This window comes from Plesiomonas sp. ZOR0011, assembly GCF_000800945.1.
GTDB classification, from domain to species: Bacteria; Pseudomonadota; Gammaproteobacteria; order Enterobacterales; family CAMTGL01; genus Plesiomonas; species Plesiomonas shigelloides.
Window position 1 is genome coordinate 40,142 of record NZ_JRKB01000004.1, and the last position, 16,271, is coordinate 56,412.

The window sequence follows — 16,271 nt, forward strand, 5'->3', positions numbered from 1 at the left end:
ATACCATTTTTAGACTTGACTTTGCTGGAGCGCAGACGGGGCAAGGCGCTGGCCGCGATCGCCGCATCTCCAGCATACCTACTCGGCGCGTAAGCGGTGGACAACCGGTGTAAGAGAGGCAAAAAAATACCGGTTCACGACAAGGAGAACCGGTAGAAGATATGTGGAAGCAATTGTGAGCAATGTCGTGCGTGCAAAGCTTTCCTTCCCGAGGCGCTCTGCCAGCCAACAAACGATAACGATTATCATTATCTTTGTAAAGCCAAATCGCAGAATTCTTGCGCGTTTTACTCCACCGCAGCCTCAGGCAATGGTAACGACTGCGCACAGGCATAGGCTGAACTCCACGCCCACTGGAAGTTATAGCCGCCCAACCAGCCGGTCACATCCACCACTTCGCCGATAAAGTACAAGCCCGGTACGCTGGTCGCCTGCATGGTTTTCGATGACAGAGCGCGCGTATCTACACCACCCAGCGTGACTTCTGCGGTACGGTAGCCTTCGGTGCCGTTCGGGCTAATGCGCCACTGCTGCAGCGTCTCACACACCGCCTGTTTTTGCGCATGGCTCAGTTGAGCTAAGGTCGGATTCGGCAAGCGCTGCTGCTCAATCCAGCACTCCACTAAGCGCTTAGGCAACCAGCGTGTCAGGGCATTTTTCAGGCTTAAATTAGGCTGACTGCGGCGCAGCTGCTCCAACTCATTATCCAGATCGCAATCCGGCAGCAAATTGATCTCCAGCGTTTCCCCCGGCTGCCAGTAGCTGGAGATTTGCAAAATCGCCGGACCGGAGAGGCCGCGGTGGGTAAACAGCAGGTTTTCACGAAACTGTGGGCCATGACTGGTGCTCACGGTGACAGGAACGGCAATCCCCGCCAGTGACTGCTGCGCTTGCAGCATCTCTTTATGTAAGGTGACCGGCACTAAGCCAGCCCGCGTTGGCTGCACCGGTAAACCAAATTGTTCGGCAATGCGGTAACCCAACGGCCCAGCCCCCAGACCCGGCATCGACAAACCACCGCTAGCCACCACCAGTGAGTGCGTCTGCACCTCGCCTTGCGCGGTAGTCAGGGCGAACAGCCCGCTGTCACTACGTGCGACACTTAACACTTCGGTGCGTAAACGGATCTGCACGCCGGCTTTATCGCACTCGCTCAGCAACATCTCGACGATCTGCTCGGCGGAGTCGTCACAAAACAACTGGCCTAACGTTTTTTCGTGATAGGCAATCCCGTGCGCCGCCACTAAGGCAATAAAATCCCACTGGGTATAACGCGACAGTGCCGATTTGCAAAAATGCGGGTTGGCAGATAAATAGGCGGCCGGTTCAATATAGAGGTTGGTGAAATTACACCGCCCACCACCGGACATCAGAATTTTTCGACCAGCTTTTTTGCCGTTATCCACCACCAAGGTATTGAGCCCGCGTGCGGCGGCTTGCGCTGCACAAAATAATCCGGCTGCCCCGGCGCCGATAATGACCACATCAAATGCTGATTTCACCGTTTACTCCCGGCCGCTGTAAAAACGCCGGCGATTGTAAAGGGCTTTGCTGCAGACAGCCAGTATTACCCGGTTTTAGTTGACAGCTGGATAGCTTACATACGCCTTTTGCAGATAAAACAGACAAAGCAGATAATTGTGTCAAATCCGGCACAAAATACAGTTCAAATCGCCGTGCGATTAGCGCAACTGAATGCGCGCCATGTCTCATTTCTATATTGTTTTTAAATAATCTTTTAAATCATTAGGTTATACAAATTTTATTCGCGAAGTTACGCGTAACAAACCAGATTATCGCGGCAAATTATTCGCACTTTTTGCAAAATAACTGGAATTTCCCCTTTCTAGCGACTGTATTTATATCGATAATGCGCCGGTCTGATGACGGTTTTATGGCTTATTTTATGTTTGATATATTTACCGGTCTTGATGCCCATATCGCCATTCTGCTTGGTTTGGCGTTATTGTTTGTTTTGGCTTATGAATTTATTAATGGATTCCACGACACTGCCAACGCTGTTGCCACGGTAATCTATACCAAAGCGATGCCGGCGCAGCTGGCTGTGGTGCTGTCTGGAATTTTTAATTTCTTCGGGGTGTTATTGGGAGGATTAAGCGTAGCGTATGCCATCGTGCATCTGCTGCCTATCGACCTGCTTGTTAATATCAGCTCGACTCACGGTCTCATCATGGTGTTCTCCATGTTGTTCACCGCGATTGTCTGGAATTTCGGTACCTGGTATCTGGGTTTGCCGGCTTCCAGCTCACATACACTGATCGGTTCTATTCTGGGCGTGGGTGTGGCAAACGCACTGATGACCCATACCTCTATCAGTGATGGCGTTAACCTCAAAAAAGCGGTTGATGTCATGCTGTCACTGATCGTGTCTCCTGTTGTCGGCTTGCTGCTGGCGGGAACGGTGTTCCTGCTGTTAAAGCGGTTATTCCCGACCTCACACATGCACCTGAATCCTGAAGAGCGCCAATTGCTGGACGGGAAAAAGCATCCGCCATTCTGGGCGCGTACTGTGTTGATCCTCTCCTCTTTCGGGGTGAGCTTTGCACACGGCTCGAATGATGGACAAAAAGGGATCGGCCTGCTGATGCTGGTACTGATCGGGATTGCGCCGGCCAAGTTTGTGGTCGACATGAATGCCAGCCAGTATCAAATCGCGAAAACCGCCGATGCTGCGCAGCATATTGCCGCCATTTACGAGCGCAACCCAACCGTGCTGGATGCCTTTATTGCGTCACATCCAAAAGCGCAGGATAACGCTATCCCGCAAGGTAAGTTCCACTGCGATGTGGCCAATACACGTCAGTCACTGGATGGGTTAAGTTCGCTACTGAACGGCGTATCAGATTACGCACAGCTGGATACCGACCAACGCCGGATGGCGCGTCGTTTGATCCTGTGCATTGACGATACCGCTAAGAAAGTAGCCGCGGCGCCGGGAATGTCCAAAGCCGATGCTGCAAGCCTGACGACCTTCCGCCATGACCTGAACAGCACCACCGAATACGCCCCGACTTGGGTGATCGTTGCGGTGGCGATGGCTCTGGGCTTGGGAACCTTGGTCGGCTGGCGCCGGATCGTGGTCACCGTCGGTGAGAAAATCGGTGAGCGCGGGATGGGCTATTCACAGGGGATGGCAGCGCAAATTACCGCCGCCTCTGCAATCGGTATTGCCAGCGTCACCGGTATGCCGGTTTCCACCACACATGTGTTGTCTTCAGCGGTTGCCGGCTCAATGCTGGCAAACAAAAACCGTCTGCAGTCTGGTACGGTTAAAAGTATCCTGATGGCATGGATTTTCACCTTGCCAGCAACCATGTTGCTTTCCTGTACGCTGTTTTGGGTTGCTAGCTATATCCTGCTCTGACAGCCCCATTCCTACCGTTATCAGTTCAACCACGATACCCGCCTTCGGGCGGGTATCAGTGGGTCACTCCCGGCATCACCCATCCCAGCACTAACACCACCAGCGTTAACAGTAACAACGCACTGCTCAGCACAAATTGCTGACGTACCTGCACACACTTGGCGATAAAGCGCGGATCATGATGCGAGACATAACGCTGTTCACGCAGGTAGTGAAACAGCCGGATCTGCTTTGAGATCACGCCGGTCGGTCGGAAAAAACCGCGGCCATCCACCAGCAAATACAGGTAGGGATCACTGTCGCGCATGATAAACAACAGCACCCGCAAACTGGACAGATAGCGCGCAATATTCAGCGCGCTCATCAGCAGCAACACCCAAAAGACGATATTCAAATCCATTCCTGCTCTCCTAAGTATCCTTACTCAGGGTAGTTCAGTTGTACGCCAACAGCGATTTACTGATTGCTGGCAGCCAACGATGCCTGCTCGCCCTGAGCGGCCAGTGCACGCAAGTCTTTATCGATAAAGAACAGCGCCTTACCATCTTCGCCCACCAGCTCGATTTTATCCAGAATGCTTTTGAACAGCTTCTCTTCTTCATGCTGCTCTGCCACATACCACTGCAGGAAGCTGAAGGTGGAGTAATCTTGAGTGCTGAAGGCCACATGCACCAACTCGTTAATCTTGCGCGTGATCAGCTGCTCGTGGCTGTAGGTTTTATGAAACACATCGGCCAATGACTGATAATCACTGTCCGGCGCCTCAATGGCACCAATCAGCGGCAACGCACCGGTTTCGCTGACATAGGTGAACAAACGCTGCATATGCTGCATCTCTTCTTGCGCATGCTGGCGTAAGAACAGCGCCGCCCCATCAAAGCCGTGATGATCACACCAAGCGCTCATCTGCAAATACAAATTGGATGAGAAAAATTCCAGATTCAACTGCTCATTGAGCTTATCGGTCATGGCTTGCGACAACATAGCGACTCCTTGTTATGTATTCGGTGACGGTGCAGAGTTTGCCCCTCTGCTGACACAATAGCGCGTCGGGCCGGGAATTCAATCCCGGCCCCCGTAACGGATTATTTCCCCGTCCGCAGTTTATTCCAGTATTCTTCGTAGATCTGAACCGCATCGCCCACATCCGCTTGGAATTGGCCACGTTGTTTGGCATCTTCTGGCGGGAACAGGGTTGGGTTATTGACCATCTCCGCCGGCAGCAGTTTAAGCGCGGCCTGATTCGGTACCGAATAACCGAGCTCTTTGATGATGGCGGCAGCACTTTCTGGGCGCAGCAGGAAATCGATGAAGCGATGCGCAGCGGCTTTGTTCTTGGCCGCTTTCGGAATGGCGAAGCTATCCATCCAGAAGATCGCCCCTTCTTTCGGATAGACGAACGTTAAATCCGGGTTTTCTAAGCTAGCGCGCCACGCCGGCCCATTCCAGATCATGCCCACCGAAACCTCATCTTGCAGATACGGCACGTCTGGCGCATCGGAGTTAAACACCCGCACGTTCGGCATCAACGGCTGCAGCTTTTCATAGGCCTGCCGGATGTCATCGGGGTTTGTGGTATTGGGCGATTTGCCGTTAACCAGCAGCGCCATGTGGAACACTTCACGCGAGTCATTGGTCAGCAACAGGCGATCTTTAAACGCCGGATTCCACAGGTCAGCCCATGAGGTCACCGTGGCCGGATCAATCTCGGATTTGTTGACCGCAATCCCAGTTACACCCCACACATAAGGGACGGAGTAAGTATTTTGCGGATCGAACTCGCGATGCAGTAATGCGGGGTCAAGGTTAGCGAAGTTTTTCAGCTGGCTCTGGTCGATTTCCTGCAACAATCCTTCGCGGGCCATCTTGCTGATATAGTACGTGGAAGGAACCACTAAATCGTAGCCGGCACCCTGAGTGAGTTTCAGTTTCGAGTACATCTCCTCGTTACTTTCAAACGTGGAGTAGATGACTTCAATACCGGTTTCCTTGGAGAACTGCTCCAGCAACGCGGCCGGAATATAATCAGTCCAGTTATACACATACAGTTGTTCTTGCGCGGCACCTGCGCTGCTCATGACGGCAGTCGCGCTCAGAACCAGGCTTTGCACCCACAGCTTACTCATCGTCGTTGTTTCCTCCCATGATGTCCCGCGGACATCGAATTCGGGTGATTATTCCGCAACGCGCACACCGTTAGCCTGCGCCTTGCCCTGTGACTGGCCATGTCCAAACGCACTGGCATGGCCGCCGGTCGCCTTGGCGCCGGTTACCCGGCGATTGTAACTAAACTCACTGCCGATACGATCTTTTCTGGCCTTGTTGCATACGCCGATCCCGCAGAGCGAGATCGCACGCACAAAAAAAGCCCCGACCAGCGGGGCAATAGATACACAGAACTGACTTTCTTGTGCTTATGGCTTATTTGGGTGCATGGCCTCTGACGTGGCCATAGCGCGAGTAGGTTTCTGGTGTTATATCGTCAGCCCACCATCGACACGTAATACCTGTCCGGTAATGAACGCCGCCTGCTCACTGACTAAGAACCGCACCGCGTTGGCGATATCCTCCGGCGTACCCATCCGCCCCAAGGGGGTTTTGCTGACCATGTGATCGATGACTTTATCCGGCACCACCGCGGTCATCGGGGTGCGGATAAATCCTGGCGCAATCGCGTTAACACGCACCACCGCACCTTTACGGGTAAATTCTTTGGCCCAGGTTTTGGTCAGCGCGATCACCCCGCCTTTACTGGCGGCATAGTTACTCTGGCCGATGTTGCCATCCAGCCCCACCACCGACGAGAGGCTGACAATCGCGCCACTGCCTTGCGCCATCATCACCGGCGCGATGGCTTGGGTTAGGTTAAATACCCCTTTGAGGTTGATATCCAGCACCAGATCCCACTCCGCTTCGCTCATGTTCTGGATTAAGTTATCGCGGGTAACACCGGCGTTATTGACCAGCACATCGATGCGGCCAAACTCTTCCACCACCGCTGCCACGAATGCTGGCATGCTATTACGGTCACTGACGTTCAGTAATTGGCCGCGCACGTTAGCGCGTCCGTTGACGGTCTCTTCCAAGGCGGCCGCATCCAAATCGCAGGCAATCACCATCGCCGCCCCGGCATCAGCCAGCGTATTGACTATCTGGCGTCCAATCCCACGACCGCCACCGGTCACGACACAGATTTTATTTTGCATACCACTACTCCCGCTCAGTTTTACCGTCGTAAGACTTTGGGCTTTGCCCTTGCTGTCACCGTGGCACGGGTCACCATGTCCGGTCAGATACTGCAATCAATGGCACCAGAAATTCATCGCGGCAAATTTTTAGCTGTCAGTTACGGTGAAGTTTTGTGGCAAGGAAAAGGGCACAAGCAGACCGACAAACCAACGGCAATACTCACCACCTCGCAGTTACGCTAACGCTGCGCATTTTTTCAACCGAAAATTTTTTTTGTGACAAGGAAAAGTGCCCCGATTTTTACGGGTTAATGACCGTCAACGCATTAGAACGCGCTGAAGCTAAAATGGCGGCTTTTATAGCCTTTTGTGAGGGCATTTTGTGAGGCTGGCAATGGCGGTACGGGCTGTGATCCACTGAACATTTCGCCATCTATACTAATGTTAGTATCCGAGTATGGAAGAATGGAAAAGGAGCAACATCATGGCATATCAACATCTTCTGGTCGCTGTCGACCTGTCGCCGGAAAGTCACTATCTGCTGAAAAAAGCCATCGGCGTCGCCAAGCGTAACGATGCCAAAGTTTCGCTGATCCATGTTGATGTCAATTACTCAGACCTGTATACCGGCCTGATTGATGTCAACCTTGGGGATATGCAGCAGAAGATTTCCGAAGAAACCCATTCTGCCCTGCGTGAACTGGCGCTGAATGCCGGCTATCCGATCACCGAAACCTTAAGTGGCAGTGGCGATCTGGGACAGGTTCTGATGGATGCGATCAAGCAATATGACGTGGATCTGCTGGTGTGTGGTCACCATCAGGATTTCTGGAGCAAGCTGATGTCATCTGCACGCCAGCTGATTAACAATATCCCGATTGATATGCTGATTGTGCCGCTGCGCGACGAAGACTAAGCTCAGCAAAGCCCGATAGCGCGCATCGTCAACGCGCGTTTTGAGCATTCATACAACTCCCGCCCACGGCGGGAGTTTTCATTATTGATCACTGGTCGCGTTTACGCGGCTTGCACAGATAACGCTTTTTGCGCGCACTACGGCCACAACGCTCACAGGTAAATTTCGGCTTACGGGTGATCTCGCACAGCAAGGCGAAGTGCTCGCTGTATTCATCCCGCCCCCATTTGCATAACCGGCGAATTTCCACCTTAATGACCTCCGGTGACTCTCTAGACCAAACCACTGCGGCTGGCCGTTTTCTACACGCTGGCACACCGGCGCGATAGCGTCAATCGGTTATCTGGCAGCAGGCGTAACATAAAGATCGAAACGGTGATTTTTGGTACTGATGGCCGCGCTCGCCGGTTGATTGGCTAACGGCTCGGCGTAATCCGGCCGCTTAACCACCACCCGTTTACGCGCCACGGCGCGCGCTGGGGTCAACAAATCATCGGCATCCAGATCCGCGCCCACCAACGACTGAAATACCCGCATCTCTTTTTTCACCAAGGCCGATTTGGTTTTGTGCGGATACATAGGATCGAGATAAACCACATCTGGCGCAGGCGACAAAGTGGCCAACACCTCGATGCCCGAGGCGTGCAGCAGTTGCATGCGCTCGCGCATCCAGCCACCGATTTCTGGATCGGCATACGCCCGTTGCAAACCATCATCCAACAAGGCGGCGACTACCGGATGACGCTCTAACAAACGCACCCGACAGCCGATACTGGCCAGCACAAAGGCATCGCGCCCAAGGCCGGCGGTCGCATCCACCACATCCGGCAGATAGCCTTTTTTTACGCCTACCGCTTTCGCCACCGCTTCACCGCGGCCACCACCAAAGCGGCGACGGTGCGCCATAGTACCACCGACAAAATCCACGCAAATCGCGCCCAGCTTTGGTTCATCGCGTTTACGCAGCTCCAGACGCTCAGCGGTCAATACCAGCGCAAACTGCGCCTCTTCATCATGCTGCAGCTGCCAGCGCTCAGCTAAGACGGCCAGCTCAGGCGCGCGCGCCGCAACGTCAGTGGACAGGTGGATCGAATACAAAGCTCAACTCCCGCAGGTTGGCAGCGCCGCATACTTAGCGCCGGCAAGAAAAAAGGGTGCAATTATGCACCCTTATGATACTACATCTCACGCGCGGTATTTCACGCTACACGCGAGTTAACGCAGCCATTAACCGGCAATGCCTTTATGACGCAGCAAAGCATCCAGCTGTGGCGCACGACCACGGAAACGCTTAAACAGCGCCATTGGCTCTTCCGAGCCGCCACGCTCTAAAATGCAGTGCAGGAAATCTTGTCCGGTCTGCGGGTTGAAAATGCCCTCTTCCTCAAAGCGGGCAAACGCATCGGCAGACAGCACTTCCGCCCACAGGTAACTGTAGTAACCTGCAGCATAGCCACCGGCGAAGATGTGGCTAAAGCTATGCGGCATCCGCTGCCAGCTTGGCGCTTGCAGTACCGCTACTTTGGCTTTCACATCATGCAGCATCTCCAACACCTTGGCACCCTCGGCCGGAGAGTATTCGTGGTGCAGACGGAAATCGAACAGCCCGAATTCCAGCTGACGCAGAACAAACATCGCTGCCTGATAGTTTTTCGCCGCCAGCAGTTGGGACAGCATTTCCTGTGGCAGCGGCTCACCGCTTTCATAGTGACCGGAGATGAACGCCAGCGCTTCAGCTTCCCAGCACCAGTTTTCCATAAACTGGCTTGGCAGCTCGACTGCATCCCACGGCACGCCGTTGATACCGGACACCGCGCCCGTATCCACTTCAGTCAGCATATGGTGAATGCCGTGGCCAAATTCGTGGAACAAGGTGGTGACTTCGTCATGGGTAAACAGCGCCGGCTTATCGCCAACCGGTTTGTTGAAGTTACAGGTCAGGTAGGCAACCGGTTTTTGTAAGCTGCCATCGAGGCGACGATTACGGCCGATACAATCATCCATCCACGCCCCGCCGCGCTTGTGTTCACGGGCGTACAAGTCCAGATAGAAGCTGCCGCGCAGCTCGCCTTGACCGTCAATCAGCTCAAAGAAACGGACACTCGGATCCCACACATCCACACTACCCGCTGGCAGCTCGCGTGCTTCGATACCAAACACCCGACGCAGCACTTCGAACAAGCCGCTGATCACGCGATCTTCTGGGAAGTACGGACGCAGCGCCTCATCGCTGATAGCAAACAGGTGCTGCTTTTGTTTTTCGCTGTAATAGGCGATATCCCACACTTCCAGCGTATCGACGCCGCACTGCTCACGGGCAAACGCGCGCAGCTCCGCCAGCTCTTTTTCCCCTTGTGGGCGAGCGCGGTTGGCCAGATTGTTCAAAAACTCCAGCACTTGCTGTGGGTTTTCTGCCATTTTGGTGGCCAGCGATTTATCGGCATAGGTAGCAAAACCCAGCAATTGGGCCAGCTCATAGCGCAATGCCAGAATTTCAGCGATCAGTGGCGAGTTATCCCACTGACCGGCATTCGGGCCTTGATCGGAAGCGCGGGTGGCATAGGCCTGATACAGCTCTTGGCGCAGCGCTTGGTTATCACAATAGGTCAGCACTGGTAGGTAGCTCGGGATATCCAGCGTCAGCAGGTAGCCCTCTTGGCCTTTGGCCTGCGCGGCGGCGGCGGCCGCTTGCAGCGCGCTCTCTGGCATCCCTTGCAGTTCGTTCACGTCAGTGACCAGCTTGCTCCAGCCCATGGTGGCATCCAGCACATTGTTGCTAAACTGGTTCGACAGCTCTGACAGGCGAGTCATGATCTCGCCGTAGCGTTGCTGCTGCTCGGCAGGCAAGCCGATGCCGGACAGCTCAAAATCACGCAAACTGTTTTCCACCGCTTTGCGCTGGGCGGGAGTCAGACGGCTGAACTCTTCGCTGTCATGCAGCGCCTTGTAGGCTTGATACAAACCGGCATGTTGGCCCATCCAAGTACCGTATTCGGATAACAGCGGCAAACACTGCTGATAAGCTTCACGCAATTCGGGGGAATTTTTCACCGCATTTAAGTGACCGACCGGTGACCACAAGCGGCTCAGGCGGTCATTCACCTCAGCCAATGGCTCACACAGGTTCGCCCACGTGTACGGGGTATCCTGCGCCAATACGCGCTCAACCTCGGCGCGGCAGTCGGCAATGGCCTGCTCCACCGCCGGCAGCACGTGCTGCGGCTCGATTTGTGAGAACGGTGGTAATCCGGTGAAGCTTAGCAGTGGGTTGGAAGACTGCAGGTTGCTCATGGTCAGTTATCCTTAAAATGTATTATCTCTATTAAGATGGCGATCCTGCAGGCGAAATTCAATGCTCACTCAGGCATAATATGCGACCTAAGAGAGAGGTCACCATGCTCAGCTATCGACACAGTTTTCATGCCGGCAACCACGCCGACGTTTTAAAGCACACCGTTCAGGCGCTGATCATCGACGCCCTGAAACAAAAAGATAAGCCGTTCGTGTATCTGGATACCCACTCCGGTGCCGGTCGTTATTACCTGAAAAGCGACCATTCAGAGAAAACCGGTGAATATCTGGAAGGCATTGGCCGAATTTGGCAGCGCGATGATATTCCCGAGCTGCTGCAGCCTTACCTGTCGGCGGTGAAAGCGGTTAACCGCGGTCCGCAGCTGTTTTATTATCCGGGCTCGCCGCTGATTGCCCAGCATCTGCTGCGCGATCACGATCGCTTGCTGCTGACCGAACTGCATCCGACCGATTTCCCTCTGCTGCGCCATGAGTTTCGCGAAGACCCGCGCGCCTCAACCAAGCGCGGTGACGGTTACCAGCAGCTGAAATCTCAGCTGCCACCGAAAGAGCGTCGCGGTTTAGTGCTGATTGACCCGCCGTACGAGCTTAAAGATGACTACCAGCAGGTCGTGACCGCCATTACCGAAGGCTACAAGCGCTTTGCGACCGGCACCTATGCCATCTGGTATCCGGTCGTGCTGCGCCAGACCATCAAGCGCATGCTGCGCGATCTGGAAGCCACCGGCATTCGCCGCATCCTGCAAATCGAGCTGGGCGTGCGTCCGGACTCCGATCAGCGCGGCATGACCGCCTCCGGTATGATTGTGATCAATCCACCGTGGAAGCTGGAAAGCCAGATGCAAGAGCTGCTGCCATGGCTGACCGAGGTGATGGTGCCAGAAGGCACTGGCCATCACAGCGTGACTTGGGTCGTTCCGGAATAAATGCTGGAATAAACTCGGCTCACCATTTCCCGTTGGGGAATGTCACGAGTAAGTAAGCACTCCGGTGCACTGCGCCGTCCTGACTGGGCGGCGTTTTGTCATCTGCGCTAAATTTCCCCGTGGCAATCTTAGACCTTGGCCGCAATTTCACACCGCAAACAGCCACCCAAGCAGGTTTTCAGCGCACAGTCAGATATAGTGAAATCAAATAGCGTCACTCGAGTATAGCCAACCGCGTTTTTACACATTGCATGTGAACCTGACGCTCAGTGAAAGCATCAACAGGAAGTTGGGCCACGTCAGCAATCACCTGACCCACACAACGGCCATCAAGGATGAGGCAGCACAGTGCCAGTACGCACCACCGCAACTTGCAGCTTATTGCGTCAGCGTTATCTTTTGTACCGTGGCGGGATCGCCTTGGTGGCGGGCATCGTGTGCGCGCTATTGTCGTTATTTAGCAGCTACCAACAACTGCGCCAGCAAGCCTTACAGCAACAGCACAAAGCGGTTCAACAACTGCGCGATTATTTTGAAACCCAGCAGCCCTTTAGCCGTAACTGGCAAAATCGGTTACTGACCTTAAGCCACTACCCGTGCGCGCAGGTGCAACCGCAGCTGCAACAAGCGGCCACCCAAGATCACAGTGCGCGTAGCTACTTACTGGTTCAGCAAGGCCAAATCCACTGCTCTTCGTCCACCGCCGATGAAGCGCGCATGTTACAGCCGTACCTCGATTTACTGTTGCAACACCCACGCACGCCGATGTTGCTCAAAGAAATGGCCGGTAGCGCGCCAGTGCTGGTGTACTGGTGGCCGCACAGCAGCCAAGCCGAGCAAGGGGTGCTGTACGTGCAAGATATCTACCCGCTCACCCATATCCTATTGCGTCCACAGCTGCCGTACATCACCGGCCTGAGTATGGATGTGAGCTACCCTTATCCACAAACCTTGCGCAGTATCGCGCCCGATGACGCCACCTTCGCCACGCCAAAAGCCCGCTGGCAAGACAGCGCCCATCACGTCACCCTCAACGTGTATGGCCCAGAAGGGTGGCAGCTGGTGCCGCTACTGAGCGGGATGCCGGTATCCGTTGCCCTGTTACTCGGCTTGTGTGTGTTTATGCTGGTGTTCCATCTGTACAGTGACCGCCATCATTTCAGCCACGATCTGCGCGCGCTGATCCGACAGAAAAAACTGCGCATGCATTATCAGCCGCTGATCGACTGCCAAAGCGGTCGCTGCGTCGGGGTGGAAGCCTTGCTGCGCTGGACACCACACGGCATCACCCAATCGCCGGATGCCTTTATCAGCCAGCTGGAGCAGCATCATCTGATGCCGCATCTGACCCACCACCTGATGCAGCTGATTGCCCAAGACATGCAGCGACTGCCGCTGGATAACCTGCCCGCCGGTTTTCGGGTCTCCGTGAATATCTCCCCCGATCACTTCAACGAGCCGGCGCTGCTGGATAACACCCGCACCTTACGCCAAGCGCTGCCGACACAAACCCGCTTGATTTTGGAGATCACCGAGCGCAGCCCGCTGCATTTCAATGCCAGCCAAATTCGCCAGCTAGACGCGTTACAAGCGCTACCGGATGTGCACCTAGCGCTGGATGATTTCGGCACCGGCCACTGCACGCTGGGTTACTTAAACCAACTGCGCCCTGATTACCTGAAAATCGATAAACGCTTTACCGCCAGCATTGATGCCCAAGGGATGGATACCGTGGTGCTCGACAGCATCATTGCGCTGGCGCAGCGCCTAGGGATCGCCCTGATTGCCGAAGGGGTCGAAAGCGGAGTGCAGGCCATGTATCTGCGCCAAAAAGGGGTGCAAACCCTGCAGGGATTCTTGTTTGCCCGCCCGATGCGGATTGAGGAACTGCAGGAGTGGCTACAAAACCCGATGCAGAAATTTGCCGGAGCCTGCCCTCTATCGCTAGAATCAATCCATTAGAGCAAGGCTCCTGACAATGGACGGCAAACAATGACCAAACATTATGATTATCTGGCAATCGGCGGTGGCAGCGGCGGGATCGCCTCGGTCAACCGAGCAGCAATGTACGGCAAGAAGTGTGCCCTGATTGAGGCGAAAGCCCTCGGCGGTACCTGCGTGAATGTCGGCTGTGTGCCGAAAAAAGTGATGTGGCACGGCGCCCAGATTGCAGAAGCCATGCACCGCTACGCGGCAGACTATGGCTTTGATGTGGATGTAAAACAGTTCGACTTCCAACAACTGATCGCCAGCCGCGAAGCGTACATCGATCGTATCCATCAATCCTACGAGCGGGTTCTGGGTAACAACAAGGTTGACGTGATCCAAGGCTTTGCCCGTTTTGTCGATGCCCACACCGTGGAAGTCAACGGCGAGCAAATCACTGCCGATCACATCCTGATAGCCACCGGCGGCTATCCAACCCGCCCTGCCATTCCCGGAGCCGAATACGGGATTGATTCCGATGGCTTCTTTGCCCTGCGCGAGCTGCCAAAACGGGTCGCCGTGGTTGGTGCGGGCTACATCGCGGTTGAAATTGCCGGCGTGATGCATGCCCTCGGCGCGGAGACCCATCTGGCGGTGCGTAAGCACGCCCCGCTGCGCAGCTTTGATCCGATGTTAGTCGATACGCTGCTGGAAGTGATTAAAACTGAAGGCCCAGAGCTGCACACTCAAGCGGTGCCACAGCGCGTAGAAAAACACGCAGATGGCAGCCTAACGCTGCATCTGGAAGATGGCCGCAGCCTGCACGTCGATTGCCTGATTTGGGCTATTGGCCGTAAACCGGCTACCGATCGACTGAATCTGGATGCCAGTGGCGTGGAGCTCGACGATCGCGGTTATATCCGCGTTGATATGTACCAGAACACCAATGTACCAGGCGTGTATGCGGTGGGGGATAATACCGGTCGCATCGAGTTAACACCGGTTGCGGTGGCAGCGGGTCGTCGTCTGTCAGAGCGACTGTTCAACAACAAGCCGAACGAGCACTTGAACTACGACAACGTGCCGACCGTGGTGTTCAGCCATCCACCAATCGGTACGGTGGGCTTAACCGAGCCACAGGCAATCGAACAGTATGGCGAAGCCAATGTGAAGGTCTACACCTCGTCCTTTACTGCCATGTACACAGCGGTCACTCAGCACCGTCAGCCGTGCCGAATGAAACTGGTGTGTGTCGGAGCTGAGCAGAAAATTGTTGGTATCCACGGCATCGGCTTTGGTATGGATGAGATCCTGCAAGGCTTTGCTGTCGCCATGAAGATGGGCGCGACCAAGCGCGATTTCGACAATACCGTGGCAATTCATCCAACGGCAGCCGAAGAGTTTGTGACCATGCGCTAAGGCGCAATGCCAAGATCGGCTGATGCGGCCACCACGGGTGGCCGCGTTTTACTGTCCGCAACCACTGCTCGCCACTCTCACATTACCCAACCAATTAGCTTAACGGCTCACACAACGCCTGCAGCATTTCCTCATCTTGGCCGGGCCAATAATTAAACGGCGAATCCATCATCAAGCGCATCATGACGCGTAAAATGCCACCGCGATAATTAACTAACAGATAATCCACCAGCACATCGAATAAACACAAACTGGCGATAATAAAAATACCGAGGAATAAAATCATCCTGATTTCATACGACATGAGGCCTACCACCCTACATCCTGCAAGTTTGGCTAAATGGTGCTATAGCAAGGAGGAAAAATATATTTGTTTCGCAAAACAATACGTTGTGATCACGGTTAAAATCGTAAAGAAATATAAGACATAAACAAATCACCACAAGTCATTCGCAACTGATACGCAATAGCACTCACTGCATCTAAGGCTAACTTTCAGCTAGCATTGTTCTAACCGCGCATCCACCGGATCGCAAATAAAAAAATCCCCACATCTCCCCACAGCAAAGCACAGGGAAAATGCAGGGAATCTCTCGCCCACCGCTTAAATATCGCAGGCGGATATAAACGCGCCTCATCAGGCAAAAATACCGCCTACATAGCGTGTTTGATGCCTTTTTTCACCAGCCACCAGTTCATCGGATAGGCGGTAAAAAAGCCGGCCACCATGGCAATTTGCATCATGAACCAGTACACCGCACTGAGGCGTGGCATATCGGGAGCAAACAGACCAAACAGCACAATCGCCATCCAGATATACATCCCAATCTGCCAACAGATCAGAGATAACACATCCGCCTTGATGGCGTTTTTCAACGCCGCCGCCGGAGCCATCCCCATCTGACGGGCAGGCAGATACTGAAAGGCAATCCCGAGCAGTAACGCCAAGCAAAAATCCAGTGTCCAACTGCCAAACACCGCGCTACCAAACAAGGTTACCGGCACAAACAGAACCAGCACTTCACCGATAATATCGGCCAACGTACAGCCAGTGCCGCAGTGGGTGCTGGTTTTAAACACGTTTTTCCAGGTCACTTTGCCGTGATGCATCATCATCATGCCATGCATATCGTGCATATCGTGCATATCGTGCATATCGTGCATATCGTGCATATCGTGCATATCGTGCATATCGTGCA

General features: G+C 54.2%; 16 protein-coding genes. 6 read left to right on the top strand and 10 right to left on the bottom strand.

Annotation, left to right across the window (positions count from 1 at the left end):
* Positions 1 to 287 precede the first annotated feature (287 nt).
* A complete protein-coding gene (locus L975_RS00290; protein WP_047706598.1) occupies positions 288 to 1,502 on the bottom strand; it encodes an NAD(P)/FAD-dependent oxidoreductase in 1,215 nt (404 codons plus the stop codon).
* 404 nt (positions 1,503 to 1,906) lie between these two features.
* Here L975_RS00290 and L975_RS00295 point away from each other — a divergent pair, with 404 nt between their 5' ends.
* Complete coding sequence (locus L975_RS00295; RefSeq protein ID WP_010864963.1) at positions 1,907 to 3,385, top strand: inorganic phosphate transporter; 1,479 nt, start codon at positions 1,907 to 1,909, stop codon at positions 3,383 to 3,385.
* Positions 3,386 to 3,440: 55 nt separating this feature from the next.
* Here L975_RS00295 and uspB read toward each other — a convergent pair whose 3' ends face one another.
* The 4 genes from uspB to fabG all read right to left on the bottom strand — a co-directional run bounded on the left by uspB (position 3,441) and on the right by fabG (position 6,591).
* Positions 3,441 to 3,785 carry a universal stress protein UspB gene (uspB, locus tag L975_RS00300; RefSeq protein WP_010864964.1) on the bottom strand — a complete coding sequence of 115 codons (345 nt, stop codon included), beginning with the start codon at positions 3,783 to 3,785 and terminating at the stop codon, positions 3,441 to 3,443.
* Between the two features lie 56 nt (positions 3,786 to 3,841).
* Positions 3,842 to 4,369: a non-heme ferritin gene (gene ftnA / locus L975_RS00305; protein ID WP_010864965.1), complete on the bottom strand. Its 528-nt coding sequence runs from the start codon at positions 4,367 to 4,369 to the stop codon at positions 3,842 to 3,844.
* Positions 4,370 to 4,470: 101 nt separating this feature from the next.
* Positions 4,471 to 5,511 (bottom strand): extracellular solute-binding protein, encoded by a 1,041-nt coding sequence (locus L975_RS00310; RefSeq protein WP_010864966.1) that lies wholly within the window; start codon positions 5,509 to 5,511, stop codon positions 4,471 to 4,473.
* A gap of 348 nt (positions 5,512 to 5,859) precedes the next feature.
* Positions 5,860 to 6,591 carry a 3-oxoacyl-ACP reductase FabG gene (gene fabG, locus L975_RS00320; RefSeq protein WP_010864967.1) on the bottom strand — a complete coding sequence of 244 codons (732 nt, stop codon included), beginning with the start codon at positions 6,589 to 6,591 and terminating at the stop codon, positions 5,860 to 5,862.
* Between fabG and L975_RS00325 the strand changes: the two genes are divergently transcribed.
* Positions 6,586 to 6,816: a hypothetical protein gene (locus tag L975_RS00325; RefSeq protein ID WP_047706601.1), complete on the top strand. Its 231-nt coding sequence runs from the start codon at positions 6,586 to 6,588 to the stop codon at positions 6,814 to 6,816. The genes fabG and L975_RS00325 overlap by 6 nt on opposite strands.
* A gap of 241 nt (positions 6,817 to 7,057) precedes the next feature.
* Positions 7,058 to 7,489: a universal stress protein UspA gene (gene uspA / locus L975_RS00330; RefSeq protein ID WP_010864969.1), complete on the top strand. Its 432-nt coding sequence runs from the start codon at positions 7,058 to 7,060 to the stop codon at positions 7,487 to 7,489.
* Between the two features lie 88 nt (positions 7,490 to 7,577).
* On the opposite strand, the gene L975_RS18280 is transcribed toward uspA, so the two are convergent.
* From L975_RS18280 to prlC, 3 genes are all read right to left on the bottom strand, one after another.
* A complete protein-coding gene (locus L975_RS18280; protein WP_170919725.1) occupies positions 7,578 to 7,739 on the bottom strand; it encodes a hypothetical protein in 162 nt (53 codons plus the stop codon).
* Positions 7,740 to 7,828: 89 nt separating this feature from the next.
* Complete coding sequence (rsmJ, locus tag L975_RS00335; RefSeq protein WP_052181173.1) at positions 7,829 to 8,578, bottom strand: 16S rRNA (guanine(1516)-N(2))-methyltransferase RsmJ; 750 nt, start codon at positions 8,576 to 8,578, stop codon at positions 7,829 to 7,831.
* A 138-nt stretch (positions 8,579 to 8,716) separates the two neighbouring features.
* Positions 8,717 to 10,780 carry an oligopeptidase A gene (prlC, locus tag L975_RS00340; RefSeq protein ID WP_047706603.1) on the bottom strand — a complete coding sequence of 688 codons (2,064 nt, stop codon included), beginning with the start codon at positions 10,778 to 10,780 and terminating at the stop codon, positions 8,717 to 8,719.
* 104 nt (positions 10,781 to 10,884) lie between these two features.
* On the opposite strand from prlC, the gene L975_RS00345 reads away from it, so the two are divergent.
* From L975_RS00345 to gorA, 3 genes are all read left to right on the top strand, one after another.
* Positions 10,885 to 11,727, top strand: coding sequence for a 23S rRNA (adenine(2030)-N(6))-methyltransferase RlmJ (locus L975_RS00345; protein ID WP_010864973.1), 843 nt, complete (start codon positions 10,885 to 10,887; stop codon positions 11,725 to 11,727).
* Between the two features lie 348 nt (positions 11,728 to 12,075).
* Positions 12,076 to 13,689, top strand: coding sequence for an EAL domain-containing protein (locus tag L975_RS00350; RefSeq protein ID WP_047706604.1), 1,614 nt, complete (start codon positions 12,076 to 12,078; stop codon positions 13,687 to 13,689).
* A 30-nt stretch (positions 13,690 to 13,719) separates the two neighbouring features.
* On the top strand, positions 13,720 to 15,072 hold the full coding sequence (gene gorA / locus L975_RS00355) for a glutathione-disulfide reductase (RefSeq protein WP_047706605.1): 1,353 nt from the start codon (positions 13,720 to 13,722) through the stop codon (positions 15,070 to 15,072).
* A 94-nt stretch (positions 15,073 to 15,166) separates the two neighbouring features.
* On the opposite strand, the gene L975_RS00360 is transcribed toward gorA, so the two are convergent.
* Positions 15,167 to 15,376, bottom strand: a complete 210-nt coding sequence (locus tag L975_RS00360; RefSeq protein ID WP_152113028.1) for a hypothetical protein — start codon at positions 15,374 to 15,376, stop codon at positions 15,167 to 15,169.
* Positions 15,377 to 15,726: 350 nt separating this feature from the next.
* Positions 15,727 to 16,271: DUF4396 domain-containing protein (locus L975_RS00365; RefSeq protein ID WP_230400755.1), on the bottom strand; the 545-nt coding region annotated here is incomplete at its 5' end.

What these genes read in the sequence shown, in the direction of transcription:
- L975_RS00295 (WP_010864963.1), top strand. Translation starts at nt 1,907, where the DNA reads ATGTTTGATATATTTACCGGTCTTGATGCCCATATCGCCATTCTGCTT.
- uspB (WP_010864964.1), bottom strand. Translation starts at nt 3,785, where the DNA reads ATGGATTTGAATATCGTCTTTTGGGTGTTGCTGCTGATGAGCGCGCTG.
- ftnA (WP_010864965.1), bottom strand. Translation starts at nt 4,369, where the DNA reads ATGTTGTCGCAAGCCATGACCGATAAGCTCAATGAGCAGTTGAATCTG.
- L975_RS00310 (WP_010864966.1), bottom strand. Translation starts at nt 5,511, where the DNA reads ATGAGTAAGCTGTGGGTGCAAAGCCTGGTTCTGAGCGCGACTGCCGTC.
- fabG (WP_010864967.1), bottom strand. Translation starts at nt 6,591, where the DNA reads ATGCAAAATAAAATCTGTGTCGTGACCGGTGGCGGTCGTGGGATTGGA.
- uspA (WP_010864969.1), top strand. Translation starts at nt 7,058, where the DNA reads ATGGCATATCAACATCTTCTGGTCGCTGTCGACCTGTCGCCGGAAAGT.
- prlC (WP_047706603.1), bottom strand. Translation starts at nt 10,780, where the DNA reads ATGAGCAACCTGCAGTCTTCCAACCCACTGCTAAGCTTCACCGGATTA.
- L975_RS00345 (WP_010864973.1), top strand. Translation starts at nt 10,885, where the DNA reads ATGCTCAGCTATCGACACAGTTTTCATGCCGGCAACCACGCCGACGTT.
- gorA (WP_047706605.1), top strand. Translation starts at nt 13,720, where the DNA reads ATGACCAAACATTATGATTATCTGGCAATCGGCGGTGGCAGCGGCGGG.
- L975_RS00360 (WP_152113028.1), bottom strand. Translation starts at nt 15,376, where the DNA reads ATGTCGTATGAAATCAGGATGATTTTATTCCTCGGTATTTTTATTATC.